The 25,933-nt window shown below is 65.0% G+C and carries 24 protein-coding genes; 11 read left to right on the top strand and 13 right to left on the bottom strand.

Features of this window, described 5'->3' with window-relative positions; genetic code table 11:
- Nucleotides 1-16 precede the first annotated feature (16 nt).
- From fba to ACSQ25_RS02275, 5 genes are all read right to left on the bottom strand, one after another.
- Entirely contained in the window at nt 17-1,081 is a 1,065-nt protein-coding gene (fba, locus tag ACSQ25_RS02295) for a class II fructose-bisphosphate aldolase (protein ID WP_436104097.1), read from the bottom strand.
- Between the two features lie 19 nt (nt 1,082-1,100).
- Entirely contained in the window at nt 1,101-2,561 is a 1,461-nt protein-coding gene (gene pyk / locus ACSQ25_RS02290; RefSeq protein ID WP_436108010.1) for a pyruvate kinase, read from the bottom strand.
- Between the two features lie 77 nt (nt 2,562-2,638).
- On the bottom strand, nt 2,639-3,844 hold the full coding sequence (locus tag ACSQ25_RS02285; protein WP_436104096.1) for a phosphoglycerate kinase: 1,206 nt from the start codon (nt 3,842-3,844) through the stop codon (nt 2,639-2,641).
- A 51-nt stretch (nt 3,845-3,895) separates the two neighbouring features.
- Nucleotides 3,896-4,231 carry an AzlD domain-containing protein gene (locus ACSQ25_RS02280; RefSeq protein ID WP_436104095.1) on the bottom strand — a complete coding sequence of 112 codons (336 nt, stop codon included), beginning with the start codon at nt 4,229-4,231 and terminating at the stop codon, nt 3,896-3,898.
- Nucleotides 4,224-4,967 (bottom strand): AzlC family ABC transporter permease, encoded by a 744-nt coding sequence (locus ACSQ25_RS02275; protein ID WP_436104094.1) that lies wholly within the window; start codon nt 4,965-4,967, stop codon nt 4,224-4,226. The genes ACSQ25_RS02280 and ACSQ25_RS02275 overlap by 8 nt, the downstream gene beginning before the upstream one ends.
- Nucleotides 4,968-5,181: 214 nt before the next feature.
- On the opposite strand from ACSQ25_RS02275, the gene ACSQ25_RS02270 reads away from it, so the two are divergent.
- Genes ACSQ25_RS02270 through ACSQ25_RS02260 form a run of 3 tightly spaced genes read left to right on the top strand, consistent with a single transcriptional unit; the run spans nt 5,182 to nt 6,990 of the window.
- A complete protein-coding gene (locus ACSQ25_RS02270) occupies nt 5,182-5,376 on the top strand; it encodes a zinc-finger domain-containing protein (RefSeq protein ID WP_436104093.1) in 195 nt (64 codons plus the stop codon).
- Nucleotides 5,377-5,411: 35 nt separating this feature from the next.
- Nucleotides 5,412-6,398, top strand: coding sequence for a YheT family hydrolase (locus ACSQ25_RS02265; protein ID WP_436104092.1), 987 nt, complete (start codon nt 5,412-5,414; stop codon nt 6,396-6,398).
- Nucleotides 6,399-6,402: 4 nt separating this feature from the next.
- Nucleotides 6,403-6,990, top strand: a complete 588-nt coding sequence (locus ACSQ25_RS02260; RefSeq protein ID WP_436104091.1) for a DUF2946 family protein — start codon at nt 6,403-6,405, stop codon at nt 6,988-6,990.
- Nucleotides 6,991-6,994: 4 nt separating this feature from the next.
- On the opposite strand, the gene ACSQ25_RS02255 is transcribed toward ACSQ25_RS02260, so the two are convergent.
- Nucleotides 6,995-8,458, bottom strand: a complete 1,464-nt coding sequence (locus ACSQ25_RS02255; RefSeq protein ID WP_436104090.1) for a M48 family metalloprotease — start codon at nt 8,456-8,458, stop codon at nt 6,995-6,997.
- A gap of 202 nt (nt 8,459-8,660) precedes the next feature.
- On the opposite strand from ACSQ25_RS02255, the gene moaC reads away from it, so the two are divergent.
- From moaC to ACSQ25_RS02240, 3 genes are all read left to right on the top strand, one after another.
- A complete protein-coding gene (gene moaC, locus ACSQ25_RS02250; RefSeq protein WP_436104089.1) occupies nt 8,661-9,161 on the top strand; it encodes a cyclic pyranopterin monophosphate synthase MoaC in 501 nt (166 codons plus the stop codon).
- A gap of 110 nt (nt 9,162-9,271) precedes the next feature.
- Entirely contained in the window at nt 9,272-9,985 is a 714-nt protein-coding gene (locus tag ACSQ25_RS02245) for a flagellar brake protein (protein WP_436104088.1), read from the top strand.
- 84 nt (nt 9,986-10,069) lie between these two features.
- On the top strand, nt 10,070-12,163 hold the full coding sequence (locus tag ACSQ25_RS02240) for an LpqB family beta-propeller domain-containing protein (protein WP_436104087.1): 2,094 nt from the start codon (nt 10,070-10,072) through the stop codon (nt 12,161-12,163).
- 76 nt (nt 12,164-12,239) lie between these two features.
- Here the strand turns inward: ACSQ25_RS02240 and ACSQ25_RS02235 are convergent, their stop codons facing one another.
- The 6 genes from ACSQ25_RS02235 to recA all read right to left on the bottom strand — a co-directional run bounded on the left by ACSQ25_RS02235 (nt 12,240) and on the right by recA (nt 17,756).
- Entirely contained in the window at nt 12,240-12,701 is a 462-nt protein-coding gene (locus tag ACSQ25_RS02235) for a pilin (RefSeq protein WP_436104086.1), read from the bottom strand.
- A 285-nt stretch (nt 12,702-12,986) separates the two neighbouring features.
- A complete protein-coding gene (sucD, locus tag ACSQ25_RS02230; protein WP_436104085.1) occupies nt 12,987-13,868 on the bottom strand; it encodes a succinate--CoA ligase subunit alpha in 882 nt (293 codons plus the stop codon).
- Nucleotides 13,869-13,886: 18 nt separating this feature from the next.
- Nucleotides 13,887-15,056, bottom strand: a complete 1,170-nt coding sequence (gene sucC, locus ACSQ25_RS02225) for an ADP-forming succinate--CoA ligase subunit beta (RefSeq protein ID WP_436104084.1) — start codon at nt 15,054-15,056, stop codon at nt 13,887-13,889.
- Between the two features lie 70 nt (nt 15,057-15,126).
- Nucleotides 15,127-15,690 carry a DUF2889 domain-containing protein gene (locus ACSQ25_RS02220; protein WP_436104083.1) on the bottom strand — a complete coding sequence of 188 codons (564 nt, stop codon included), beginning with the start codon at nt 15,688-15,690 and terminating at the stop codon, nt 15,127-15,129.
- Between the two features lie 503 nt (nt 15,691-16,193).
- Nucleotides 16,194-16,652, bottom strand: coding sequence for a recombination regulator RecX (gene recX / locus ACSQ25_RS02215; RefSeq protein ID WP_436104082.1), 459 nt, complete (start codon nt 16,650-16,652; stop codon nt 16,194-16,196).
- A gap of 21 nt (nt 16,653-16,673) precedes the next feature.
- Nucleotides 16,674-17,756, bottom strand: a complete 1,083-nt coding sequence (gene recA, locus ACSQ25_RS02210; protein WP_436104081.1) for a recombinase RecA — start codon at nt 17,754-17,756, stop codon at nt 16,674-16,676.
- Nucleotides 17,757-17,993: 237 nt separating this feature from the next.
- Here recA and ACSQ25_RS02205 point away from each other — a divergent pair, with 237 nt between their 5' ends.
- The 5 genes from ACSQ25_RS02205 to ACSQ25_RS02185 all read left to right on the top strand — a co-directional run bounded on the left by ACSQ25_RS02205 (nt 17,994) and on the right by ACSQ25_RS02185 (nt 24,800).
- Nucleotides 17,994-18,695, top strand: a complete 702-nt coding sequence (locus ACSQ25_RS02205; RefSeq protein ID WP_436104080.1) for a response regulator — start codon at nt 17,994-17,996, stop codon at nt 18,693-18,695.
- Nucleotides 18,692-20,257, top strand: coding sequence for a sensor histidine kinase (locus tag ACSQ25_RS02200; RefSeq protein ID WP_436104079.1), 1,566 nt, complete (start codon nt 18,692-18,694; stop codon nt 20,255-20,257). Before ACSQ25_RS02205 ends, ACSQ25_RS02200 begins: the two co-directional genes overlap by 4 nt.
- Entirely contained in the window at nt 20,235-20,567 is a 333-nt protein-coding gene (locus ACSQ25_RS02195) for a DUF4212 domain-containing protein (protein WP_436104078.1), read from the top strand. The genes ACSQ25_RS02200 and ACSQ25_RS02195 overlap by 23 nt, the downstream gene beginning before the upstream one ends.
- A complete protein-coding gene (locus ACSQ25_RS02190; RefSeq protein ID WP_436104077.1) occupies nt 20,564-22,624 on the top strand; it encodes a sodium:solute symporter family protein in 2,061 nt (686 codons plus the stop codon). Before ACSQ25_RS02195 ends, ACSQ25_RS02190 begins: the two co-directional genes overlap by 4 nt.
- Nucleotides 22,625-22,766: 142 nt before the next feature.
- Complete coding sequence (locus tag ACSQ25_RS02185) at nt 22,767-24,800, top strand: alpha/beta hydrolase family protein (protein ID WP_436104076.1); 2,034 nt, start codon at nt 22,767-22,769, stop codon at nt 24,798-24,800.
- 64 nt (nt 24,801-24,864) lie between these two features.
- Here ACSQ25_RS02185 and purM read toward each other — a convergent pair whose 3' ends face one another.
- Nucleotides 24,865-25,908 carry a phosphoribosylformylglycinamidine cyclo-ligase gene (gene purM, locus ACSQ25_RS02180; protein ID WP_436104075.1) on the bottom strand — a complete coding sequence of 348 codons (1,044 nt, stop codon included), beginning with the start codon at nt 25,906-25,908 and terminating at the stop codon, nt 24,865-24,867.
- Nucleotides 25,909-25,933 lie beyond the last annotated feature (25 nt).

Here is a 25,933-nt window from a genome sequence, read left to right as displayed (position 1 = left end):
CCTGCCACGCAAGCAATTACTGCACGATCTGGGCCAGTTCGCCCAACTTGTAGCGCTCGGCCATCTTGTCCAACGGCATCGGCTTGATCTTCGCGGCCATGCCTTCGCAGCCGAAGGACAGGTAACGCGCCTTGCAGACTTCCATCGCGGCTTCGCGGGCCGGCTTCAGGTAGTCGCGCGGGTCGAACTTCGACGGGTTCTGGAACATGTACTTGCGGATCGCAGCGGTCATGGCCAGGCGGATGTCGGTGTCGATGTTGATCTTGCGGACGCCGTGCTTGATGCCTTCCTGGATCTCTTCGACCGGCACGCCGTAGGTCTCTTTCATGTCGCCGCCGAATTCACGGATGATCGCCAGCAGTTCCTGCGGCACCGACGAGGAACCGTGCATCACCAGGTGGGTGTTCGGGATGCGTGCGTGGATTTCCTTGATACGGTCGATCGCCAGGATGTCGCCGGTCGGCTTGCGGGTGAACTTGTAGGCGCCGTGCGAGGTGCCGATGGCGATGGCCAGTGCGTCGCACTGCGTCTTGGCGACGAAGTCGGCGGCCTGCGCCACGTCGGTCAGCAGCTGCTCGCGGGTCATGGTGCCGTCGGCGCCGTGGCCGTCTTCCTTGTCGCCCTTCATGGTTTCCAGCGAACCGAGCACGCCCAGTTCGGCTTCGACCGTCACGCCGATCGAGTGCGCGAATTTCACGACTTCTTTCGACACTTCGACGTTGTATTCATAGGAAGCGACCGACTTGCCGTCGGCTTCGAGCGAACCGTCCATCATCACCGAGGTGAAGCCCGAACGGATCGCGGCCATGCAGACCGCCGGCGACTGGCCGTGGTCCTGGTGCATGACGACCGGGATGTGCGGGTAGGCTTCGACGGCGGCGTCGATCAGGTGGCGCAGGAAGGCTTCGCCTGCGTATTTGCGGGCGCCGGCCGAGGCCTGCATGATCACCGGCGCGTTGACCGCGTCGGCGGCGGCCATGATGGCCTGCACCTGCTCCAGGTTGTTGACGTTAAACGCCGGCAGGCCGTAGCCGTGTTCGGCGGCATGGTCCAGCAGTTGACGCATCGATACGAGTGCCATGGTTGATTACTCCAAACAATTAAGAAACTATTTCGTCCAGCTCGCCCACGCGCACGATCTTGAGCGCGTTGGTGCCGCCGGCCTGCCCCATCGGCGAGCCCCAGGTCACGACGATCAGGTCGCCCTTGCGCACCATGCCTTCGTTGATCAGGACCTCTTCTGCGCGGCGCAGCACAGCGTGGCTGCCGCCTTCCTGCAGGAGGTGGAATGCTCGCACGTTCCGGTACAGCGACGCCTTGCGCTGCGTCGTCTGCAGCGGGGTCAGGGCGAAGATCGGGGTGTCGATCGAGTGGCGGCTCATCCACAGCGCGGTCGAGCCCGATTCGGTCAGGGCCACGATCGCCTTCACCTTCAGGTGATGGGCCGTGAACAGGGTGCCGTAGGCGATCGACTGGTCGATGCGGGTGAACTGGACATTCAGGAAATCTGCATCCTGCTTGTTGTATTCGGATTGTTCTGCCTCGAGGCAGATGGCGGCCATCATTTCGACGGTCTCGACCGGGTACTTGCCCGATGCGGTCTCGGCCGAGGTCATGACGGCGTCGGTGCCGTCCAGCACGGCGTTGGCCACGTCGGACACTTCGGCGCGGGTCGGCACCGCGTTGACGATCATCGACTCCATCATCTGGGTCGCGGTGATGGCCAGCTTGTTCGAGGCGCGCGCCATCTTGATCATGCGCTTCTGCAGCGCCGGCACGGCCGCATTGCCCACTTCCACCGCCAGGTCGCCACGCGCGACCATGATGCCGTCCGAGGCATCGAGGATTTCCTGCAGCACGGGAATGGCTTCCGCGCGCTCGATCTTGGCGATCATCATCGGCTTGTGGCCGTAGCGCTCGCCGGCGATGTTGGCCAGCTGGCGCGCCATTTCCATGTCGGTGGCGTTCTTCGGGAAGGAGATCGCCAGGTAGTCGGCCTGGAAGCTCATCGCGGTCTTGATGTCTTCCATGTCCTTCGAGGTCAGGGCCGGCGCGGTCAGGCCGCCGCCCTGGCGGTTGATGCCCTTGTTGTTCGACAGTTCGCCACCGACCTTGACGGTGGTGAAGATCTCGTGGCCCATGACCTTGTCGACGACCAGCACGATCAGGCCGTCGTTGAGCAGCAGCTTGTCGCCCGGCTTGACGTCGCGCGGCAGCGCCTTGTAGTCGAGGCCGACACGTTCCTGGTTGCCCAATTCGCCGTTGTCGCCCCACTTCGCATCCAGGATGAACTTGTCGCCGTTGTTCAGGAAGATCTTGCCTTCTTCAAACTTACCGACGCGGATCTTCGGCCCCTGCATGTCGGCCATGATCGCCACCTCGACGCCGCATTCGGCGGCGGCACGGCGCACCAGCTCGGCGCGGTCGATGTGATCTTGCGCCTTGCCATGCGAGAAGTTCAGGCGCACGACGTCGACGCCGGCACGGATCATTTTGACGAGGATGTCGAAGTCGGTCGACGCCGGGCCGATGGTGGCAACGATCTTGGTGGCGTTGTACAGAGGGCGCGCAGCTTGCATGGGTTGGCTTTCCTTGATTCTGAAAGAGAAGCGCAGCCTCGGGGCTGCGCTGGTATCACTTACTTGGCGTTACGCTGGAGCAGGATCTCGACTGCCGGCAGGGTCTTCCCTTCCAGGAACTCGAGGAAGGCGCCGCCGCCGGTCGAGATGTAGCCGATCTGGTCGCCGATGTCGTACTTGGCGATCGCGGCCAGGGTGTCGCCGCCGCCGGCGATCGAGAAGCCTTGCGACTTGGCGATGGCCATGGCCAGGGTCTTGGTGCCTTCGGCGAACTGGTCGAACTCGAACACGCCGACCGGGCCGTTCCAGACGATGGTGCCGGCCTTGGCCACCTGCTCGGCCAGCATGGCGGCGGTCTTCGGGCCGATGTCGAGGATCATGTCGTCATCCGCCACGTCGGCCACTTCCTTTACCGTCGCAGCGGCGTTCGGGCTGAATTCCTTGGCGCAGACCACGTCGACCGGGATCGGCACCTTGGCGCCGCGGGCGGCCATCATGTCGATGATCTGCTTGGCTTCGCCGACCAGGTCGTTCTCGACCAGCGACTTGCCGATGTTCAGGCCGACGGCCTTCATGAAGGTGTTGGCGATGCCGCCGCCGACGATCAGGTTGTCCACTTTACCGGCCAGGCTCTGCAGGATGGTCAGCTTGCTCGACACTTTCGAGCCGGCAACGATGGCCAGCAGCGGACGGGTCGGCTGGCCCAGGGCCTTGCCCAGCGCATCCAGCTCGGCGGCCAGCAGCGGTCCTGCCGCGACGATTGGGGCAAACTTTGCGATGCCGTGGGTGGTCGCTTCGGCGCGGTGCGCGGTGCCGAAGGCGTCGTTGACGTAGACGTCGCAGAGCTTGGCCATCTTCTCGGCCAGTTCGTCGCTGTTCTTCTTTTCGCCCTTGTTGACGCGGCAGTTTTCCAGCAGCACGACCTGGCCTGGAGCGACATCGACGCCGCCAACCCAGTCCTGCTTCAGTTCCACCGCTTGGCCGAGCAGCTCGGACAGGCGCGCGGCGACCGGCGCCAGGCTGTCTTCCGGCTTGAACTCACCCTCGGTCGGGCGGCCCAGGTGCGAGGTGACCATCACGGCGGCGCCGGCCTTCAGGGCAGCCTGGATCGCCGGCACGGAGGCGCGGACACGGGTGTCTTCGGTGATATTGCCAGCGTCATCCTGCGGTACGTTCAGGTCGGCGCGGATGAATACGCGCTTGTTTTTCAGCGCGTCGCGGTCGATCAGGTCTTGCAAACGGGTGAAACTGAGAACGTCGTCCATTGGCTAGTCAACAGTGAAATAGTGAAAAACCGTCATTGTACATGAGGGCAGCTACTCGAAAACCTGCAGTACGCGCAAGAGTGTAAAGACTCCCATGCCGAAGAAGATGGTCATCAGCATGCTGCGGCGCCACAGATAAAAGGCGAGCGCCGCCAGGCCGGCGATCAGCTTCGGATTGGCCAGCGTGAACTGCGCATGGCCTTGGGTATCGACCAGCAGGTCAGGCCCGATGATCGCGGCCAGGGCACAGGCCGGCGCATAGCGCAGCATCTCCTGCACCCGGGGCGGGATGCTCACGCGGTGGCCAATCAGCCAGAACGAGCTGCGGGTGGCGGCGGTGGCCACGCACAGCACGCCGATGGTGATCCAGATTTCCCAGTCAGACATGCTTGGCCTTTCGCTTGGCCAGGGTTTCCTCGACCGCCATGGCGGTGACCATGCCGAGCACGACCGCCAGCAGCAGCCCCAGCTTGTACGGCAAGCCATAGGCCAGCACCGACACCGCCAGCGCCACTGCCACCCCGCACAGCGCAGCGTTATTGATAATCAGCGGAACCATGATGCACAGGATTGCCAGCGTGCCGGCAAAGCCCAGCCCCCATTCGGAAGGGATGGCGCTGCCCAGGAAGATGCCGGTCAGCGAACCGATCTGCCAGGCGAACCAGTTCGGGTACATCAGCCCCTTCAGGTAGGACAGCTTGCCGGCAACCCGTTCGGCGGTCGGGTAGCGCTGCAGGAACATGGCGACCGTCAGGTCGCCGGAAACGTAGCCGAGCAGGAAGCGCTGCTTCCAGGGCAGATGGGCGAAGTGCGGGCCGAGCAAGGCGGAGAAGATGACGAAGCGCAGGTTGACGACCAGCGCGGTTGCGAAAATGACCCAGATCGGCGCGGCCGCCGCGATCAGGGGCAGTGAAGCAAGCTGGGCGGAACCGGCGAAGACCAGCAGGGTCATGCCGACCGCCTGCACCGCCGTCAAGCCGGTCTTGACCATCGCGATGCCGACCACCAGGCCCCAGGCGGCAATGCCGAACAGGGTCGGCAGGCCGGCCTTGAAACCCTCGCGCCAGGCGGCGGGGTCATGGGCTTCGATGGGCTGTCCGCCTGGCGGCGCAGCCGGGCTCATGTGGTTTTCCTGCAACTGCCGTGACGGGCGGGCACAGGGACGGGCTTGAAACGGTCGGGCATGAAACGCATGTAAGGGGCTGGCAACGCGGTGCAAATACGGCGTCCCGGGCTCGATGATGATCAGTTTGATATTCTACCGATCATTTCGGTATGCAGGTTGAATCGGATAGAATCGTGTTTTTGCGCACATCCCATTTGACGGAGAAAACCAGATGACCCAAACGACGATGCCTGTGGTGGAACTCGAGGCCAAAGACCTGCCGGCGCACTGCCCGAATCCGGCAATGCCGCTGTGGTCCTCGCACCCGCGCGTCTTCCTCGATTTCGACCACCACGGCGATGCCAAGTGCCCGTACTGCGGCACCCAGTACCGCCTGGCCCCGGGCGTCGAGCTCAAGCACCACTGATCCTTCCGCCGCGCCGACCGGCCGCGGCCTACAGCATGTCCTATCGTGCGCCTGCGTGGCTGCCTGGCGGCCACCTCCAGACCATCTATCCGGCGACCTACGTCGCCAAGCCGCCCGTCGTCTACCGGCGCGAGCGCTGGACCAGTGCGGACGGCGATTTCATCGACGTCGATTTCGTCGACGGCCAGCCGGGCAAGCCGCTGGTCGTGCTGTTCCATGGCCTGGAAGGCTCCTCCAACAGCCATTACGCGCGCAGCCTGATGGACGCGCTGCGCGAACGCGGCTGGTCCGGCGCGGTGCCGCATTTCCGCGGCTGTTCGGGCGAAGCCAACCTGATGCCGCGCTTCTACCACTCGGGCGACGCCGCGGAAGTCGAGTGGATCGTGCGCAAGCTGCATGCGCGTGCGCATGGGCCAGTCTTCGCGGCCGGCGTATCCCTGGGCGGCAATGCGCTGCTGCGCTGGCTGGGCGAATCCCGCCACGGAGCGGAGATCGTCGACGCCGCCTGCGCGGTGTCGGCGCCGCTCGACCTGGCGCGCGGCGGCGCGGCGCTGTCGTCCGGCTTCAACATGCTGTACACCCGCATGTTCCTGCAGACGCTCAAGCCCAAGTGCCTGGCCAAGCTGGAACGCTATCCCGGCCTGTTCGACCGCGCCGCCCTGCTCGGCGCACGCGACCTCTACGCCTTCGACAACGTGGTGACGGCGCCGCTGCATGGCTACAAGGATACCGACGACTACTGGCACCGCGCCAGCGCCCGCCACGTGCTGCACGAGATCACGGTGCCGACGCTGGTGCTGAATGCCCGCAACGACCCCTTCCTGCCGGGCGAGCATTTGCCCGCGACCGCATCGAAGGCGGTGACGCTGGAGTATCCTGAAGAAGGCGGCCACGTCGGCTTCGCCGTCGGGCCCTTCCCCGGACGGATCGACTGGCTGCCGCGGCGCATCCTGGATTTCTTCGACCAGGCCGCGCCCGCCGCGACACGCGCGCCCGGCACGGCCGAAGCATGCGAAGCTTGAGACTATGGACGACATCGTAAAACAGGCAATGGCCAAGTGGCCGAACGTACCGCACTGCTACGGCTGGCTGGCGCTGGATGCACGCGGCAACTGGCGCATGCGCGACGAAGCGGCGCAGCGCGCCAATGCCCCCGGCGACAAGCTGGCCAACGCGGCGCTGGTGGGTTTCATCAACCGCAATTACGCGCACGACGACAAGGGCTGCTGGTATTTCCAGAACGGACCGCAGCGGGTCTACGTCAAGCTGGAAGCGACGCCTTATATTGCGCGTACCGATCCGGCGCAGGGCTTCGTGCTGCAGACCGGGGAGGCCCTGGCGGCGCCCGAGGCAGCATTCATGACCGACGCCGGTGCGCTGATCCTGCAGGCGGGCGAGGTCGTCGCCCAGCTCGACGACCGCGACGTGGCCCAGGTGCTGGCGCGTATGGAACTGGACGGCCGGCCGGCCTCGGTCGAAGCGATCATGGCTTGGCTGGAGGACGACTCGGACGAGCTGGCGCTGGTGCTGGAAGACAGCCGCGTGAAGGTGGAAAGGCTGTCGGCGGAAGCGCTGCGGCGCCGTTTCGGCTACGTGCAGGCGCCGGGCACCTGAGGTCCTAGCGCTCCTTCTCTTCTTCCTTCTCGGCCTTCTCGCGCGCCTTCAGCTCGCGTTCGCGCGCATCGATGACGGCCTGGTCGTAGAACGAGACGTCGCCCGCCTTGCGCGCCAGGTCGAGCTGCGCCACCGCCGCCGGCAGCGCGCCCGCGATCACGTAGGATTCCGCCAGCGCCATGTGCTGCAGGGCAATCTTGCCCTGCTTGGCATAGGCCCGCGCGAGCATGTCGTGCAGCTTCGGTTCCTGGCGGTAGAGCAGGGTCTGTTCGCGCAGGTAGCGCGTCGCTTCCTCGAGCTTGCCGGCCGCGATCAGGGCCTCGCCATACTGGCGGGCGATGGCGCGCGACAGCGGATAGCGCTGGCGCGCCGCGTCCGCCTCTGCCACGGCCTGCTGCGCGACCTCCGGCGCCTGGTTGGGCGCCAGCCTGATCTCGATCGACAGGCCGGCGAACATCGCCGCGCCATCGCCCGCATTCGATTCGACCGACAGCACGCCCTCCTTCGGCTTGACGGTCGCGCGCGCCTTGTCGAGCCAGCTTTGCGCCTCGGCCACCTTCCCCTGGCGCAGCGCCATCAGGGCCAGGCCGTACTGCGCACCGGCCTGCTGGTGGCGGTGCGGGTCCTTGAGCTGGGTGTCGAATGCATTCTTCGTGTCGCGGCGGCCGCTGACGCTCTCGTCCTGCAGCACGCGGGCACGCGCGCGCACCAGCTGGAAGTCGAGGTTGTCCACGCGCGCCTTTTTCGGGATCTCGCGGATGCGCGCCTGCATGTCGGTGATGCGCTCGGCCGTCAGCGGGTGGCTGCTCAGGTGGGCCAGGTGGGCGGGGATGTCGCCGGACAGCCGGGTGGCGCTCTGCAGGCGCTTGAAGAAGCCGACGATGCCGGTGACGTCATAGCCGCCGGCGCTCATGATCTGGAAACCGACGCGGTCGGCCTCGCGCTCGGCGTCCCGGCTGAAGTTCAGCTGGCGCTGCACGGCCAGGCCCTGCCCGCCCATCAGGACCCCCATCGCGGCATCCGGACTGGCCTTGGCGGCGAGCGCAGCGAGGATCATCGACGCCAGCGGCAGCAGCACATCCTGTTTCTGCTGCCCGATCATACGGGCAATGTGGCGCTGCGACACGTGGCCGACCTCGTGGGCCATCACGCCGGCCAGCTCGGATTCCTTCTGTGCCGCGACGATCAGGCCCGTATGCGCGCCGATGAAGCCGCCCGGCAGGGCGAAGGCGTTCAGGTTCGGATCGCGCATGGCGAAGAAGGTGAAGTCGGCGTTGGTCTCGCCGCGTGCGCCGGGCACGGCCGACACCAGTGCATTGCCGAGGTTATTCAGGTACTCGGTGATCGGGTCGTCGTCGAGGTAGCTCGGGTCGCGCCGGACGTCGTGCATGATTTCCTCGCCGAGCTTACGTTCGAGCACGGGCGACAGATCTTGCCGCGCGCTGTCGCCAAGCGTCGGCAATTTCATGTTGTCTGGTTTTTGCAGGGGCGCGGCGGGAGCGGCAATGGCGAAAGCGGCCGCCGTGCACAGGGCAATGGCGGTCAACGCAGGGCGCCAGCGGCGCGCCGATGCTGGGCGGGGAGCATATTTCACAATGCTATGATAACCGCATCCGCAGCCGCATTGCTGCCCTCGAAACACTTTGTTCCACAAGCTTATTTACCTTGCAATGAACCCATCCACTCCAGCCCCAGACCAACTGACCCACTTCGACGCCACCGGCCAGGCCCACATGGTCGACGTCGGCGCCAAGCAGGACACCCACCGCATCGCCGTCGCGGCCGGCACCATCCGCATGAAGCCGGAGACCCTGGCGCTGATCCAGTCGGGCAATGCGAAAAAGGGGGACGTGATCGGGATTGCACGGATTGCCGCCATCATGGCGTCGAAGCGCACCAGCGACCTGGTGCCGCTCTGCCATCCGCTGCCGATCACGCGGGTGGCGGTCGACTTCGAGGTGGATGCGGCGGCCAGCAGCGTGCATTGCAGGGCGCAGGTGGAAACCATCGGCAAGACCGGAGTCGAGATGGAAGCGCTGACGGCGGTGCAGGTGGGGCTCCTGACGGTTTATGACATGTGCAAGGCGGTGGACCGGGGGATGGTCATGACCAATGTGCGGGTGCTGGAAAAGCATGGCGGCAAGAGCGGGGACTGGACTGCCGAGATCTGACGATCAGCACGATTCTCATCGTCCCAATAGGCTGCGGCCGAGATACATATAAGCTGATATGATGCCGCTTTTCGCGTATCTTCTCGACAACGCGCCAAGCCCAGCATCACATGAACACTGAACCAGCTCGCGAACTCAAGCCCCAGGAATTCGAGTTCGAGACCATGAACCTGCAGGTCGGCGTCCGCCTGCAGGTGATGACTCACCGGCACCTGAAGCCGGCCCAGTATTTCTCGACCCTGATCGGCTACGTGAAGGACGAGTACCTCATCATCAAGATCCCTACCGAGAACGGCGCGCCGATCGCGATGACGGAAGGCGACCGGCTGACGATCAGGGTGTTCTCGGGGGTGAACGTGTGTTCCTTCGCCTGCTCGGTCGAGCGCGTATTCGCGCGCCCGCTCAACTACGTACACTTGTCCTTCCCGAGCTCGATCCAGGGCACCAGCCTGCGCGGTGCGATGCGGGTCAAGGCCGAGATTCCGGCGAGCGTGTCCATGATCGACGGCAAAGCCTCCTCGGCCGCCTGCATGCTGACGAACGTCTCGGTCACGGGTGCGAGGATCGAATCCGAGTATCCGCTGCCGCCTGGCAGCGAAGTGGTCACGCTGGGATTCACGCTGGCGACGCCGCCCACCAACGAAGAAGTGCCGGTCGAGAGCCTGGCCGCCGTCAGGAACATGACGGTAGCCAGGCCGGCGCCGGACAAGCCGGATGTCTACAGCTACGGCGTCCAGTTCGTCGACCTCGATCCCGTGCACTACACGCTGCTGCAGAACATGACCTACGAGGCGCTGCTGGCGGACCGGTTCAAGATCGTCTGAATCCTTCTTCAATGTCACATGGTAAATTGCTGGCCTGCGTAAGCGGCGCCCTGCCGCCTACCGAGATGACAACGAGGATGGAGCATGAATCTTCGTTTGCCGAGCCTGCTGCGCTTGCTACCAATCGCAGTGGCAACCCTGGCTGCCACGAGCGCAATGGCCGCACCGCGCGGCTTTACCGTGGAAGACCTGGTGAACATGGAACGGGTGGGCAGCCCGGCCGTGTCGCCTGACGCGAGCCGCGTCGTTTACACCGTGCGCAGCACGGACATGAGCAAGAATCGCGGTCACACGGAACTCTGGCTGGTCGACCTGCGCGCCGCCAAGCCGGTGCCGCAACGCCTGACCAATCACGCCTCGAGCAGCACCGAGCCGGAGTGGTCGCCCTCGGGCGACGCCGTCTACTTCCTGTCGACCCGTTCGGGCTCGTCACAGCTGTGGCGCTTGCCGCTGGCAGGAGGCAAAGCCGCCGAGCCGGTGAAAGTCACCGACCTGCCGCTCGACGTCGAGAGTTTCCGTGTGTCTCCCACGGGAGACCGGGTGGCGATGAGCCTGTCGGTGTTCCGCGACTGCGCCGACCTCGCCTGCACCAAACAGCGCCTCGATGCGGAGGAAAAGGACAAGGCCAGCGGCAAGCTGTACGACCGCCTGTTCGTGCGCCACTGGGATACCTGGAGCGACGGCCGCAACAACGTGCTGTTCTCGGCGCCCCTCGATGCCGGCGGGAAGCTGAGCAGCGCGCCAGTCAGCCTGTCAGGTGTGCTCGATGGCGATGTGCCTTCGAAGCCTTTCGGCGACCGCGAGGAGTTCCGCTTCAGCCCGGACGGCAAGACCATCGTGTTCGCCGCCCGCATCGCCGGCAAGACCGAGGCCTGGTCGACCAACTTCGACCTGTACACCGTGCCGGCCGCGGGCGGCGCCGCGCCGCGCAACCTGACGGCCGATAATCCGGCCTGGGACACCAAGGGCGTGTACTCGCCGGACGGCCGCACCCTCGCCTGGCTGGCAATGGCGCGCCCCGGCTTCGAGGCCGACCGCTACCAGGTGATGCTGATGGACGTGGCCAGCGGCCAAAAACGCAAGCTGGCCGCCGACTGGGACCGCTCGGCCGGCAGCCTGCACTGGCGCGCCGACGGCAAGGCGCTGATCGTCGATGCCGAAGACCTGGGCCAGCACCGCCTGTTCTCGATCGACGTCGCCACCGGACGGGTAGACGCACTGACCGGCAAGGGCGCGGTCGGCGCCTTCGACGTCCGCCGCGATACCGTCGCCTACACCCAGGCCAACCTGGCCTCCGGCGCGCAGCTGTTCGCGATGAAGCTGGGCAGCCAGCCCTCGCAGCTGACGACGCTGAACGCCGAGCGCCTGGCCGAGGTGCGCTGGGGCCAGTACGAGCAGTTCAGCTTTGCCGGTGCCAATGGCGAGACGGTGTATGGCCACGTGATGAAACCCTGGAATGCCGAACCGGGCAAGAAGTATCCGGTCGCCTTCCTGGTGCATGGCGGCCCGCAGGGCAGCTTCGGCAACGGCTGGAGCTACCGCTGGAATCCGCAGGTGTATGCGGGCGCCGGCTATGCCACCGTGTTCATCGACTTCCATGGTTCGACCGGCTACGGCCAGAAGTTCACCGATTCGATCAGCGGCGACTGGGGCGGCAAGCCGCTCGAGGACCTGCGCAAGGGCCTGGACGCGGCGGTGAAGAAGTTCCCCTGGCTCGACCGCGAACGCAGCTGCGCCCTGGGTGCGTCCTACGGCGGCTACATGATGAACTGGATCGCTGGGAACTGGAACGACGGCTTCCGCTGCCTGGTCAACCACGACGGCGTCTTCGACAGCCGCGGCATGGCCTACTCGACCGAGGAACAATGGTTCACTGACTGGGAAAACGGCGGCGCCTACTTCGCGGTGCCGGACAAGCACGAGCGCTTCAATCCGGTCCATCACGTGAACAAGTGGAAGACCCCGATGCTGGTGATCCAGGGCGACCTCGATTTTCGGATTCCGACGGCGCAGGCGCTGTCGACCTTCACGGCGCTGCAGCGCAAGGGCATCGACAGCCAGCTGCTGGTATTCCCGGACGAGAACCACTGGGTGCTCAAGCCGGCCAACTCGGTGCAATGGCATCACACGGTGGTGAAGTGGCTGGATCGGTATCTGCAGCCGCAGCCGGCGCGCTAAGCCTGAAAAGCAAACAGCCCGCTATGCAGCGGGCTGTTTGTCATTGTCATGCCAGGGCGGCATGACGGTCAGACGATTACAGCTTCGGACGGTACTTTTCGGTCACGTCGGTCGATGCGTCGTAGGTCGTGGTGCACTGTGCACCTTCGACACAGGTGATCAGATAGACCAGTTTCTTGGTGTCGATGCCGGCGTTGTTGGTGCCCTTCATGACAACGGTGACGGTACCCTTGTCTGCGGCGGTACCCGCAGCGGTAACCGAGGTGACGTACGAGCTGGTGATCGAAGTTGCAGCCGGCAGGCCGAGGGTGGTGTTAGTCGTGGAGGTAGACAGGCTACCTTCGTTGAATGCCTGTGCGATGGCCAGGCGGGCCGGCTGCGAGATCGACGAGGCTTCGCTGACTTTGGCTTTCGCGGTGTAGTCGCTGTAGGCCGGGATTGCGACGGCTGCCAGGATACCGATGATCGCGACGACGATCATCAGTTCGATCAGGGTGAAGCCGCCTTGTGCTTTGGTTTGCATTTGCTTGAAGTTCATGTCTATCTCTCCAGGTGGTGTATCAGGTGATTGGGTTACTGCTTGTTGCCACGCTTTCTTATATGCAAGTGGTATGCCAGCCCGAAAAATGCTGATTTTATTAGTGCGGAGATAACAAAACAGCGTGCCAGGACAAGTTTTGGCTTGAGCAGGGACAAAATTTGTCACTTGAGCTTAGCAATTTTTGTCAGTGGACAGTTTACGTAACGCAATTTGTCAGGTCAGGCAGCAAATAAAAACGGGGAGCCTCAGCTCCCCGTCTTCGTCGACCATGAAACGGTCAGATTACAGCATGGCCTTCAGCAGGCGAGCCATTTCCGACGGGTTCTTGGTGACGGTGATGCCGCAGGCTTCCATGATTTCCAGCTTGGCTTGCGCGGTATCGGCGCCGCCCGAGATCAGCGCGCCGGCATGGCCCATGCGCTTGCCCGGAGGCGCGGTGACACCAGCGATGAAGCCGACGACCGGCTTCTTCATGTTGTCCTTGATCCACTGAGCAGCGTTCGCCTCGTCCGGGCCGCCGATCTCGCCGATCATGATGACTGCGTCGGTATCCGGATCGTCGTTGAACATGCGCATCACGTCGATGTGCTTCAGACCATTGATCGGGTCGCCGCCGATGCCGACTGCCGACGACTGGCCCAGGCCCAGTGCGGTCAGCTGACCGACTGCTTCATAGGTCAGGGTGCCCGAGCGCGAGACGACGCCGATACGGCCCTTGCGGTGGATGTGACCCGGCATGATGCCGATCTTGATCTCGTCCGGGGTGATCAGGCCTGGGCAGTTCGGGCCCAGCAGCAGGGTCTTCGAACCGGCCTTGGCCATACGGTCCTTGACTTCCATCATGTCACGGACAGGGATGCCTTCGGTGATGCAGATTGCCAGGTCGAGCTCGGCTTCGACGGCTTCCCAGATCGCGGCGGCAGCACCTGCCGGCGGAACGTAGATCACCGACACGGTGGCGCCGGTTTCCGACTTCGCTTCCTTGACCGATGCGTAGATCGGGATGCCTTCGAAATCTTCGCCGGCTTTCTTCGGGTTCACGCCTGCCACGAAGGCTTCACGGCCGTTCGCGTAGTCGCGGCACATGCGGGTGTGGAACTGGCCGGTCTTGCCGGTGATACCTTGGGTGATGACTTTGGTGTCTTTGTTAATCAGAATCGACATTTTTATTTCCTTCGCGAATTAGGCTTGGCCAGCGGCAGCGGCAACGACCTGCTTCGCTGCGTCTTCCATGGTGTCTGCGGCGATGATCGGCAGGCCGGAGTCAGCCAGCATCTTCTTGCCCAGGTCTTCGTTGGTGCCCTTCATGCGGACGACCAGCGGCACTTGCAGCGAGACAGCTTTCGATGCGGTGATGACGCCTTCGGCGATCACGTCGCAGCGCATGATGCCGCCGAAGATGTTGACCAGGATGGCCTTCAGGCCCGGGTTCTTCAGCATGATCTTGAATGCTTCGGTGACCTTCTCTGCGGTCGCGCCGCCGCCGACGTCCAGGAAGTTGGCCGGCTCGCCGCCGAACAGCTTGATGGTGTCCATGGTGGCCATGGCCAGGCCGGCGCCGTTCACCAGGCAGCCGATGTTGCCGTCGAGCGAGATGTAAGCCAGGTCGAACTTCGATGCTTCGACTTCAGCTGGATCTTCTTCGTCCAGGTCGCGGTAGGCGACGATTTCCGGATGACGGAACAGGGCGTTCGAATCGAAGTTGAACTTGGCGTCCAGAGCGATGACCTTGCCCGAACCGGTCAGGATCAGCGGGTTGATTTCGGCCAGCGATGCGTCGGTTTCCCAGTACGCCTTGTACAGGCCCTGCAGGTTGGTGCGGGCGTCGACGATCGACGCTTCCGGCACGCCGATCTTGCGGGCGACGTCGTCTGCCTGCTCATCGGTCAGGCCGACCGACGGTTCGATCACGACGTTGTGGATCTTTTCCGGGTTGCTGTGCGCGACTTCTTCGATGTCCATGCCGCCTTCCGACGAGGCCATCATCACGACTTTCTGGGTGACGCGGTCGGTGACCAGCGACACGTACAGTTCCTTCTTGATGTCAGCGCCTTCTTCGATCAGCAGGCGGCGGACTTTCTGGCCTTCCGGGCTGGTCTGGTGCGTGATCAGCTGCATGCCCATGATCTGGTCCGAGTATTCCTTGACCTGTTCCAGCGACTTGGCAACCTTGACGCCGCCGCCTTTACCACGGCCACCGGCATGGATCTGCGCCTTGACGACCCAGACCGGGCCGCCCAGCTCTTCAGCGGCCTTGACCGCCTCTTCCACGTTCATGCACGGAATGCCGCGCGGAACGGTCACTCCGAACTTTCGGAGGATCTCTTTGCCTTGATACTCATGGATTTTCATGCTGGCTTCCCTTCTTCTATTACTGAATTAGAAATACGGTTGAATTACAAAAAATGACAAACAGCGAATGCTAACCCGACACTGCTTTGATCGACCAGCGGGGATAGTAGGTGGCCACGGCCGGTCCGTCGCTGCGCAGCGCATGGCAACGGTCGAGCTCGAAAGGCCGTTCGGCCGAGTTGTCGTCGGCGCCGCCGCGGGTGTCGAACACGTCGTCGGCGTAGGCCTGCAGCGCTGCCGTGGGCAGCACCTGGGCCAATTCGGTCAGGTGGGTGCAACCGAGCACGCCCGTGAGGCGGTCTTTCAGGTGCAGCCGGAAGTGGTTCATCAGCGACAGACCGACCAGCTTTTTGTAAGCAGGGCCTATCGTCTCGCAGAAACCGGGATACGGAACGGAATCGGAGGCAGCTTCGGCGTCCACGATGGTCAGCTTGCGGTCGATGGTGACGCGCAGCTTGAGGTCGTGTACGGGCGTCCCGCCCGGACGGGTGCCGGAAGGGAGGGGGATGTCAAGGGTTTTGACGTCGCGGATACTGGCGTCCAGATCCCACAGGCCATCGTCGCGCGCATAGGCTTCGACGGTAATGGCGCGCGTATGCCGGAGCGAGCGCGATACGGGAGGAGACAGGGGCATAAAAACCAATGCCGCTTGCGCGGCGGTTAGTGGTGCAGCCAGTGTGCTTCATGCACGTTGCCGTAGCTTCTACGACAACAACCGCTCATGCGGCGCTGCTTAAACCGTGAAAGTTTAGCACAGGGCGTTGTCGGTTGCACTGCAACAGAGGCCTTTTTGCCGCGTTGCAGCGATATTGGCGGGCTTTCTTGCTGAGTGGTCAATATTGCAGGTGGCTGGACGGGTTGCAGTAGCGGCAGGACCAATCAGCTGGTAATCAGCGGGTAAACGCACAGCGCCAGCGTGCAGCGCCATCGTCCGTTGAGGAATATGCCGGAGCATATCGGAGATGACGCTCCACGCTGGCGCCGGAGCAGCGCTTTCAGCTTCTCTATATAAGAAGCTGGAAAGCTGTCATGTGATCGAAAGGTGATACAGCAGGCCAGCGGCCAGGCCTGGCATATCGTCAGAGCAGCCTGGGGCCAGGCCGGCTCATCATCGTAGCAAGTGTGAACCCACCCCTGCTACAGCTCGTCGTCGTCGGGAGCGCCCTGCATCGCGGCCCGTGCAGCGCGTTGGGAGAAACCACGCTGCAGCAGGAAACGCATCTGCTTGGCTCGCTCGGCCGCATCGACGGCGACGGTGCCGAACTTGCGCTGCCACACTTCGGAGGCACGCGCCGTCTCGCTGTCGGCAAGCGAGGCTTTGATGTCATCCAAGGCTTCGCCTTTGACGCCGTGGCTTTGCAGCTCGGCCATCACCCGGCTGTTGCCGAAACGTGCCGCCCGCCGGTTGATGAGCGATTCGGCAAAACGTTCCTGCGACAGCCAGTTGTTTTTTTCAAGGAAATCCAGGAGGGCTTCCACATCCTCGCCCTCCTCGGCATAACGGGCCAGCTTGCGCCCCAGCTCGAGCCGGCTGTGCTCGCGCTGCGAGAGATAACGCAGCGCCCGCCCTTTGAGGCTCAGCTGGGGTGCAGGCATAGGCACTCTACAAGACAGCGATTACTCGCCGACTGCCTTCAGCTTGTCCTTGCCGCTGTCTTCGACAGCAGCGAGGACCGGCGGCAGTTCACGCACGCCCAGCGCAGCACGGACCTTGTTCTCGATTTCGCGTGCCAGTGCCGGACGCTCTTTCAGGAACAGGCGGGCGTTGTCCTTGCCCTGGCCAATGCGTTCGCCGTTATAGCTGTACCACGAGCCCGACTTCTCGACGATCTTGTTGTCGGCGCCCAGATCCAGGATTTCGCCTTCGCGCGAGGTGCCTTCTCCGTACAGGATGTCGAAGTGGGCTTCGCGGAACGGCGGCGCGATCTTGTTCTTGACGACCTTGACCTTGGTTTCGTTACCGATCACTTCGTCGCCCGACTTGATCGAGCCGGTACGGCGGATGTCCATACGCACGGAGGCGTAGAACTTCAGCGCGTTACCGCCGGTCGTGGTTTCCGGGCTGCCGAACATCACGCCGATCTTCATACGGATCTGGTTGATGAAGATGACCAGGGTGTTGGTGCGGTTGATCGAGGCGGTCAGCTTGCGCAGCGCCTGCGACATCAGTCGCGCCTGCAGGCCCGGGAGCGAGTCGCCCATGTCGCCTTCGATCTCGGCGCGCGGGGTCAGTGCCGCCACCGAGTCGATGACCACGAGGTCGACCGAGCCCGAACGCACCAGGGCGTCGGTAATTTCAAGCGCCTGTTCGCCGGTGTCCGGCTGCGAGATCAGCAGCTCGTCCAGCTTGATGCCCAGCTTCTGCGCATAGCCCACGTCGAGCGCGTGCTCGGCGTCGATGAAGGCGCAGGTGCCACCCAGTTTCTGCATCTGGGCGATGGTCTGCAAGGTCAGGGTGGTTTTACCCGACGATTCAGGACCGTAGATCTCGACGATACGGCCGCGCGGCAGGCCACCGACGCCCAGCGCGATGTCCAGGCCCAGCGAGCCGGTGGAAACAGTCTGGACTTCCTCGACCGGCATGTTGGAATCCATGCGCATGACCGAGCCCTTGCCAAACTGCTTTTCAATCTGCGCCAGGGCGGCTGCCAGCGCTTTGCCTTTTTCGGCAACATTCAATGCGATTTTTTTGTCGTCCATGGTGTACTTTCAGCTGTGGAGTAGGCAAGGTAGGGGCGCTACCGCTAAAATCAAGAGAACCACTGTATATAAATCCAGTTGTTCAAGCAAGCGAAATCAAGCCACTACTGTATATAAATCCAGTGGTTTAGGCAAGCGAAAAAAGTCTCGGTGTTGTTATCCGCGAGGCTCGCATTGTTGCGATAAATCAAACACAATAGGGCCTGTTGAAGGCTTAACGTTTTACAGGTGGTCCCCATGCGAATTCTGCTCGCCGAAGATGATAGCGTACTTGCCGATGGATTAACGCGTTCCCTGCGCCAGTCCGGCTATGCGATCGATTGCGTCAAGAACGGCCAGGATGCCGACACGGCCCTGTCCACCCAGGAGTTCGACCTCCTCATCCTCGACCTCGGCCTGCCCAAGCTGTCCGGCCTGGAAGTGCTGCGCCGCCTGCGCGCGCGCTCTTCGCTGCTGCCGGTGCTGATCCTCACCGCCGCCGATTCGGTCGAGCAGCGCGTCGAGGGCCTCGACCTCGGGGCCGACGACTACATGGCCAAGCCCTTCGCCCTGTCGGAGCTGGAGGCGCGGGTGCGCGCCCTCACCCGCCGCGGCGCCGGCGGCGGCCCCGCCGTGGTGCGCCACGGCCCGCTGGTGTACGACCAGGTCGGCCGCAGCGCCTACATCAACGACCAGATGCTCGACCTGTCGGCGCGCGAACTCGGCCTGCTCGAAGTGCTGCTGGCGCGCACCGGGCGCCTGGTCTCCAAGGAGCAGCTGGTCGACCACCTGTGCGAATGGGGCGAGGAAGTCTCGAACAATGCCATCGAGGTCTACGTGCACCGCCTGCGCAAGAAGATCGAGGTCGGCGGCGTGCGCATCGCCACCGTGCGCGGCCTCGGCTACTGCCTCGAGAAATTCTCCGACGCCCCGCGCGCGCCGGCTCCAGAGAGCAAGTGAACGAGCGCGACGCCGGGCTGGCGGATCCTCCCGCGCCGGAGACGGGACGGGACGGGCTGCAGCCCTACGTTCCGCCCAACCCCGAGCCCGACGAGAACATCCGGCACTCGCTGTTCGGCGAGATCCTCGACTGGATGCTGGCCCCGCTGCTGCTGCTGTGGCCGATGAGCATCGCGATCACCTACCTGGTGGCGAAATCGATCGCCAACCAGCCCTTCGACGATGCGCTCGAAGACCGCGTCACCGTGCTGTCGCAGCAGATCCGCACGGTGGCCGGGCGGCCCGTGGCGCAGCTGCCGGGCAGCGCGCTCGACGTGCTGCGCGCCGACGACGTGGACAGCGTCTACTTCCAGATCAGCGGCCCGGACGGCGCCCACATCGACGGCGACCGCGACCTGCCGCATCCCAGGCCCGGCAAGGGCGGCAACGACGGCGAACGCCCCCAGGGCGGCACCGTGGTGTTCCGGAACGACAGCATCCACGGCACCCCGGTACGCGTCGCCTACTCCTGGGTCAGCCTCGATCCGCTGCGCGCACCCGGCCAGGCCACAGCCAACCCAGGTGACCTGGCCCTGGTGCAGGTCGCGGAAACCCTCGACAAGCGCGCCAACCTGGCCAACGAAATCATCAAGGGCGTGATCCTGCCCCAGTTCATCATCCTGCCGGTGATCCTGGCGCTGGTCTGGTTCGCGCTGTCGCGCGGCCTGTCCCCGCTGGCCGAGCTGCAGGAGCGCATCCGCGCGCGCCCGCAGGACGACCTGTCGCCGATCGACCCGCGCCAGGTGCCGGAAGAGATCTCGCCGCTGGTGGGCTCGTTCAACGACATGCTCGAGCGTCTGGCCCAGACCGTCGAGATGCAGAAGCGCTTCATCGCCGACGCCGCGCACCAGATGAAGACGCCGCTGGCCGGCATGCGCATGCAGTCCGAGCTGGCGCTGCGCCAGGTCGACCCGAGCGAGATCCACCGCTCGCTCGAGCAGCTGGCCCAGAGCTCGGAATCGGCCACGCGCCTGGTCAACCAGTTGCTGGCCCTGGCCCGCGCAGAAAACCAGCCCCATGCCGGCCTGGCCTTCGAAGAGATCGACCTGGCCCAGCTGGCCCGCGCCACCGTGCAGGACTGGGTGCAGGCCTCGTTCGCGCACCGCATCGACCTCGGCTTCGAGCCGCCGGAAGAGACCCTGCAGATTGCCGGCAACGCGCTGATGCTGCGCGAGCTGCTGTCGAACCTGATCGACAACGCGCTGCGCTATACCCCGCAGGGCGGCAGCGTGACGGTGCGCGTGCGGCGCGACGGCGAACACGCCCTGCTCGAAGTCGAGGACACCGGTCCCGGCATCGCACCGGGCGAGCGCGCCCACGTGTTCGAGCGCTTCTACCGCATCCTCGGCAGCAACGTGCAGGGCAGCGGCCTGGGACTGGCGATCGTGCGCGAGATCGCACAGCAGCACGGCGCCGAGATCGACATCTTCAACAATCCGCGCAGCCACTCGCCCCGGTACCCGGGCAGCCTGTTCCGCCTGACCTTCCCGCCCCCAGCCCATGAGCCCGACGACGCCGCTTGACCCCACGCCCACGCCTTCCGGCCCACCCGGCGGCGCGGCCCTCGCCCGCCGCGAGGCGGCGCGCGCGGCCCACTGGCGGGCGACCCGGCGCCTGACCGCCGTCCTGATGACGCTGTGGCTGTGCACCGGCTTCGGCACCGTGTTCTTCGCGCGCGAGCTGGCGCGCTTCACCGTGTTCGGCTGGCCGCTGTCCTTCTACATGGCGGCCCAGGGCGCCTCGCTGGTATCGCTGGCGGTCATCGCGCTCTACGCCTGGCGCCTGCGCCGGCTCGACCGCCTGTACGAGGCCGCGGCGCGGGGGGACGCATGAGCGCGACCAGACCGCCCTACTTCCGCAAGCTGTCGCGCTACTACCTCTGGTACACCGCCTGCTTCGCCCTGTTCCTGGTGTCGCTCGCGCTGCTCGAGCAGGAAGGCATGCCGCGCCTGTGGATCGGCTACATCTTCATGTTCGCCACCATCGCGCTGTATGCCACCATCGGGGTGGTGGCGCGCACCTCGAACGTCACCGAATACTACGTGGCCGGGCGGCGGGTGCCGGCCCTGTTCAACGGCATGGCCACCGCCGCCGACTGGATCTCGGCGGCCAGCTTCATCAGCCTGGCCGGCGGCCTGTACCTGTACGGCTTCGACGGCCTGGCCTACATCATGGGCTGGACCGGCGGCTTCGTGCTGGTCGCCCTGCTGATCGCGCCCTACCTGCGCAAGTTCGGGCAGTACACCATCCCCGATTTCCTGGCGGCGCGCTACGGCGGCGGCGCGGGCGGACGGGGCGGACCGGTGCGGGCGCTGGCGGTGGCGGCCACCATCCTGGTCTCGTTCACCTACGTGGTGGCGCAGATCTACGCGGTCGGCCTGATCGCCTCGCGCTTCACCGGCGTCGACTTCTCGGTCGGCATCTTCCTGGGCCTGGCTTCCATTCTTGTCTGCTCGTTCCTGGGCGGGATGCGCGGCATCACCTGGACCCAGGTGGCGCAATACATCATCCTGCTGGTGGCCTTCCTGATCCCGAGTATCTGGCTGGCGGCCAAGCATGCCGACAACCCGGTGCCGCAGGTGGCCTACGGTTCGCTGCTGCCCAAGCTCGCCGCGCGCGAGCAGCAGCTGGAAAAAGACCCGCGCGAGGAACAGGTGCGCGCCGAGTTCCGGCGCCGCGCCGGCGAATATGCCATCCGCCTCGCCGGCCTGCCGGCGTCGTGGGAAACCGGCAAGCTGGAAGCGCAGCGCCGCCTGATGGCGGTACGCTCCCAGAATGCCTCGCTGGCCGAAGTGCGCCAGGCCGAGCGCGCGCTCCATACCTATCCCGGTTCGGCCGACGAAGCACGGGCGCTGTGGCTCGAGCTGCGCGATGCCAACCTGGCGCGCGCCCGCCCGCCGGTGCCGCACACGGTGCCCTTCCCCGGCGCGACCGAAGAAGAATCGGACAAGCGCCGCAACAACTTCCTGGCCGTGGTGTTCTGCCTGATGTTCGGCACCGCCGCCCTGCCCCACATCCTGATGCGGGCCTACACCACGCCCTCGGTGAACGAGACCCGGGTGTCGGTGTTCTGGACCCTGTTCTTCATCCTGCTGATCTACCTGACCATCCCGGCGCTGGCGGTGCTGGCCAAGTACGACATCTATACCGCCCTGGTCGGCAGCGACTTTTCTTCTCTGCCGACCTGGGTGTCGTACTGGTCGAACGTGGACAAGGTCAATCCCCTGCTCAGCATCGCCGACATCAACGGCGACGGCATCGTGCAGCTGGCCGAGGTCGCGATCGATGCCGACGTGCTGGTGCTCGCCACGCCCGAGATCGGCGGCCTGCCCTACGTGATCTCGGGCCTGGTGGCGGCGGGCGGCCTGGCGGCGGCGCTGTCCACGGCCGACGGCCTGCTGCTGGCGATCTCCAACGCCCTGTCGCACGACGTCTATTACAAGATGGTCGACCCGGGCGCCTCGACCCAGAAGCGGGTGACGATTTCCAAGCTGCTGCTGTTGGCGGTGGCCTTCATCGCGGCCTACGCCGCCTCGCAAAAGCCGGCCGACATCCTCTCCCTGGTAGGCGCGGCCTTCTCGCTTGCTGGTTCTACGCTTTTTCCCGTGCTGGTGCTGGGCGTCTTCTGGAAGCGTGCCAACCACACGGGGGCGATCGCGGGCATGGTCACGGGCTTCCTGGTCTGCCTGTGGTACATGCTGCGCGCCAGCCCGACCCTGGGCGGCAGCCTGGACGCCTCCTGGCTCGGCATCCAGCCGCTGGCGGCCGGCGTGTTCGGGGTGCCGGCCGGGCTGCTCGCGACCGTGGCCGGCAGCCTGCTGAGCGCGCCGCCGAGCCGCGCCAGCCTGGGCATGGCGGATTACATCCGGGCGCCGGAAGACGAAGCCTAGTCCGCACCACTTTTGCATCGGCGCGACAAACCGTATGCATGCCGCATCGCTTGGCGTTCAGGCCGCATTCCCGGTTTTGCCCCGCGCGCGAGACTGGTATTGTTGGCTCGCCTTCACGGCTGATACTTTCGAAAGAGCCAACATGACCTCATTCCTTCGCCGGGCGCTGCACGGCACCGCCTTCGCCGCGGCACTTGCCTGCGCGCTGACGGGCCCCCTTGCACAAGCGCAGTCCCCCGCCGCATCCGCGCTGCCGCCGGTCGAGCTGTTCTTCTCCAATCCTCTGCTGGCCAACGCCGAACTGTCGCCGAGCGGGCGCTACCTGGCGGCCCTGTCGGGCGCAGCCGGCCGGCGCGACATGCTGGTGGTGGTCGACCTGCAGGAAAACAAGGCCACCCCGGTAGCCGGCTACCAGAATGTCGATGTCCTGCGCTTCCAGTGGGTGAACGACGACCGCCTGCTGTTCAACGTCACCGACAAGCAGATCGGTCCGGGCGGGAACTACATGGCGAGCGGCCTGTATGCGGTCAACCGCGACGGCAGCGCCCTGCGCCAACTGGCCAACCGGCGCGGCGACATCGTCGCCGAGGGCGGCACCCAGATCGGGCGTCACGTCCTGCCCTGGCATACCTTCATGCTGGGCCAACGCGGCGCCCAGGATTCGGACCATGTCTACGTCACCAGCTACAACATCGACCAGAACGACGAGGTCGAGAGTCTCAGCCTGCTGCGCCTCGATACCGTGACGGGACGCTCGCAAGCCGTGCAGCGGCCGGGACCGATCGACAGCTGGCTGCTCGACAATGCCGGCGAACCGCGCCTGGGGATGTACTCCACCGCCGGCAAGACGAGCGTTTACTACCGCGAGCCGGCCAGCGGCGACTGGCGCACCATCGCGCAATACCCGACCTACTCGGGCAGCAAGGAAGGGTTCACGCCGGTCGGTTTCGGTGCGGACGGTACGCTCTATGTGCGCGCCCACGCCGGCAAGGATGCGGCGGCGCTGCATACGCTCGACCTGGCGACCGGGAAGATCAACCCGGAAGGCGTGGTCGTCATGCCGGGCTACGATTTCGACGGTGCGCTGATCAGCCGGCGCGGCAAACTGCTGGGCGCCTCCATCGAGACCGATGCCCCGGGCATCGTCTGGTTCGACAAGGACATGCAGAAGATCCAGCAGGACGTCGACAAGCTGCTGCCGGGCGGCGTCAACCTGATCTCGGTGGCCTCGCGTGCCGACGCTCCCTGGGTACTGGTGCGCTCCGTCTCCGACGTCCGTCCGCTGTCCTTCCACCTGTACCACCCCGCCAGCGGCAGGCTGAACCCGATCGGCAGCAGCCGCGATGGCATCGATCCGGCCAGGATGGGGCGCCAGGACCCGGTGCGCTACAAGGCGCGCGACGGCCGCGAGATCCCGGCCCTGCTCACGGTGCCGGCCGGCGCGACGAAGAACCTGCCGCTGGTGGTGATGGTGCATGGGGGCCCCTACGTACGCGGCAACCATTGGGGCTGGGATCCGGAAACCCAGTTCCTGGCCTCGCGCGGCTACGCGGTGCTGGAGCCGGACTTCCGCGGCAGCCGCGGCTACGGCACGGCACACTTCCGGGCCGGCTGGAAGCAATGGGGCCTGGCGATGCAGGACGACATCGCCGACGCCGCGCGCTGGGCGATCGCCCAGGGCCTGGCCGACCCCAAGCGCATCTGCATCGCCGGGGCCAGCTACGGCGGTTACGCGGCGCTGATGGGCCTGGTGAACGACCCCGACCTGTACAAGTGCGGCATCAATTTCGTGGGCGTCACCGACATCAACCTGCTGTACAACGGCCACTGGAGCTTCGACTCGGACATGACGGACGACTGGAAGAACCATGGCATGCCGCTGATGATCGGCGACCAGGTCAAGGACGCGGCGCAGTTCAAGGCCACCTCACCGATCCAGCAGGCCGCGAAGATCACCCAGCCGCTGCTGCTGGCCTATGGGGCGGTCGATCGCCGCGTGCCGCTCTACCACGGCAACCTGTTCCGCGATGCGGTGCAGGCCCACAACAAGCAGGTGGACTGGGTGGTGTACCAGGACGAGGGACATGGGTGGACGCGGCCGCAGAACCGCTTCGATTTCTGGAAGCGGGTAGAGACCTTCCTGGGGAAGCACATCGGAGACAGCGCTGCGAAGTAAATGCAGCCGCTCCCAAGCAAAACGGGCGCCTCGGCGCCCGTTTTGCTTGCATCAGACGACGTGCTTACTGCACGACGGTCTGCGCCTGCCCTTCTTCGCGCGCACGGATCTCGCCGATGCGGTACACGGTCTCGCCCGCGGCCTGCAGCTGCGCCATCGCCGCATCCGCGTTTTCCCTGGCCACGATGACGGTCATGCCGATACCGCAGTTGAACACGCGGTGCATCTCGGAGTCGGCCACGCCGCCGTGCTGCTGCAGCCACTGGAACAGCGGCGGCATGGTCCAGGACTTGGCGTCCAGGACGGCGGTCAGGTGATCGGCCAGCACGCGCGGGATGTTCTCGACCAGGCCGCCGCCGGTGATGTGCACCAGGCCCTTCACTTCCATCGAGGCCATCAGCGCCAGCAGCGGCTTGACGTACAGGCGGGTCGGCGCCATCAGCACGTCGGACAGCTTGCGGCCGTGGAAGTCGGCTTCCAGGTCCGGCTTGGCGACCTCGATGATCTTGCGCACCAGCGAATAACCGTTCGAGTGGATGCCCGACGAAGCCAGGCCCAGCACCACGTCGCCCGGGGTGATCTTGCTGCCGTCGATGATCTGCGATTTTTCGACTGCACCGACGGCGAAGCCGGCCAGGTCGTATTCGCCGTCCGGGTACATGCCCGGCATCTCGGCGGTCTCGCCGCCCAGCAGGGCGCAGCCGGACTGCTCGCAGCCTTCGGCGATGCCCTTGACGACCGCGGTCGCGGTTGCCACGTCCAGCTTGCCGCAGGCGAAGTAGTCGAGGAAGAACAGCGGCTCGGCGCCCTGCACCAGGATGTCGTTGACGCTCATGGCGACCAGGTCGATGCCGACCGTGTCATGGCGGTTCAGCTCGAAAGCCAGCTTGAGCTTGGTGCCGACGCCGTCCGTACCGGAGACCAGGACCGGCTCCTTGAACTTCTTGCTGATCTCGAACAGGCCGCCAAAACCGCCGATGCCGCCCAGGACGCCTTCGCGCATGGTGCGCTTGGCAAAGGGCTTGATCGCTTCGACCAGGGCGTCGCCTGCGTCGATGTCGACACCGGCGTCGCGGTAGGAGAGGGAAACATTAGATGGTTGGCTCATGGTATTTGGCAGCGGAGGCGGTAAA

It is taken from the genome of Massilia sp. LjRoot122 (assembly GCF_964252725.1).
GTDB lineage: Bacteria > Pseudomonadota > Gammaproteobacteria > Burkholderiales > Burkholderiaceae_D > Telluria.
Note: the sequence above shows the minus strand (reverse complement) of the source record. Positions and strands in the feature narration are given on the sequence as shown.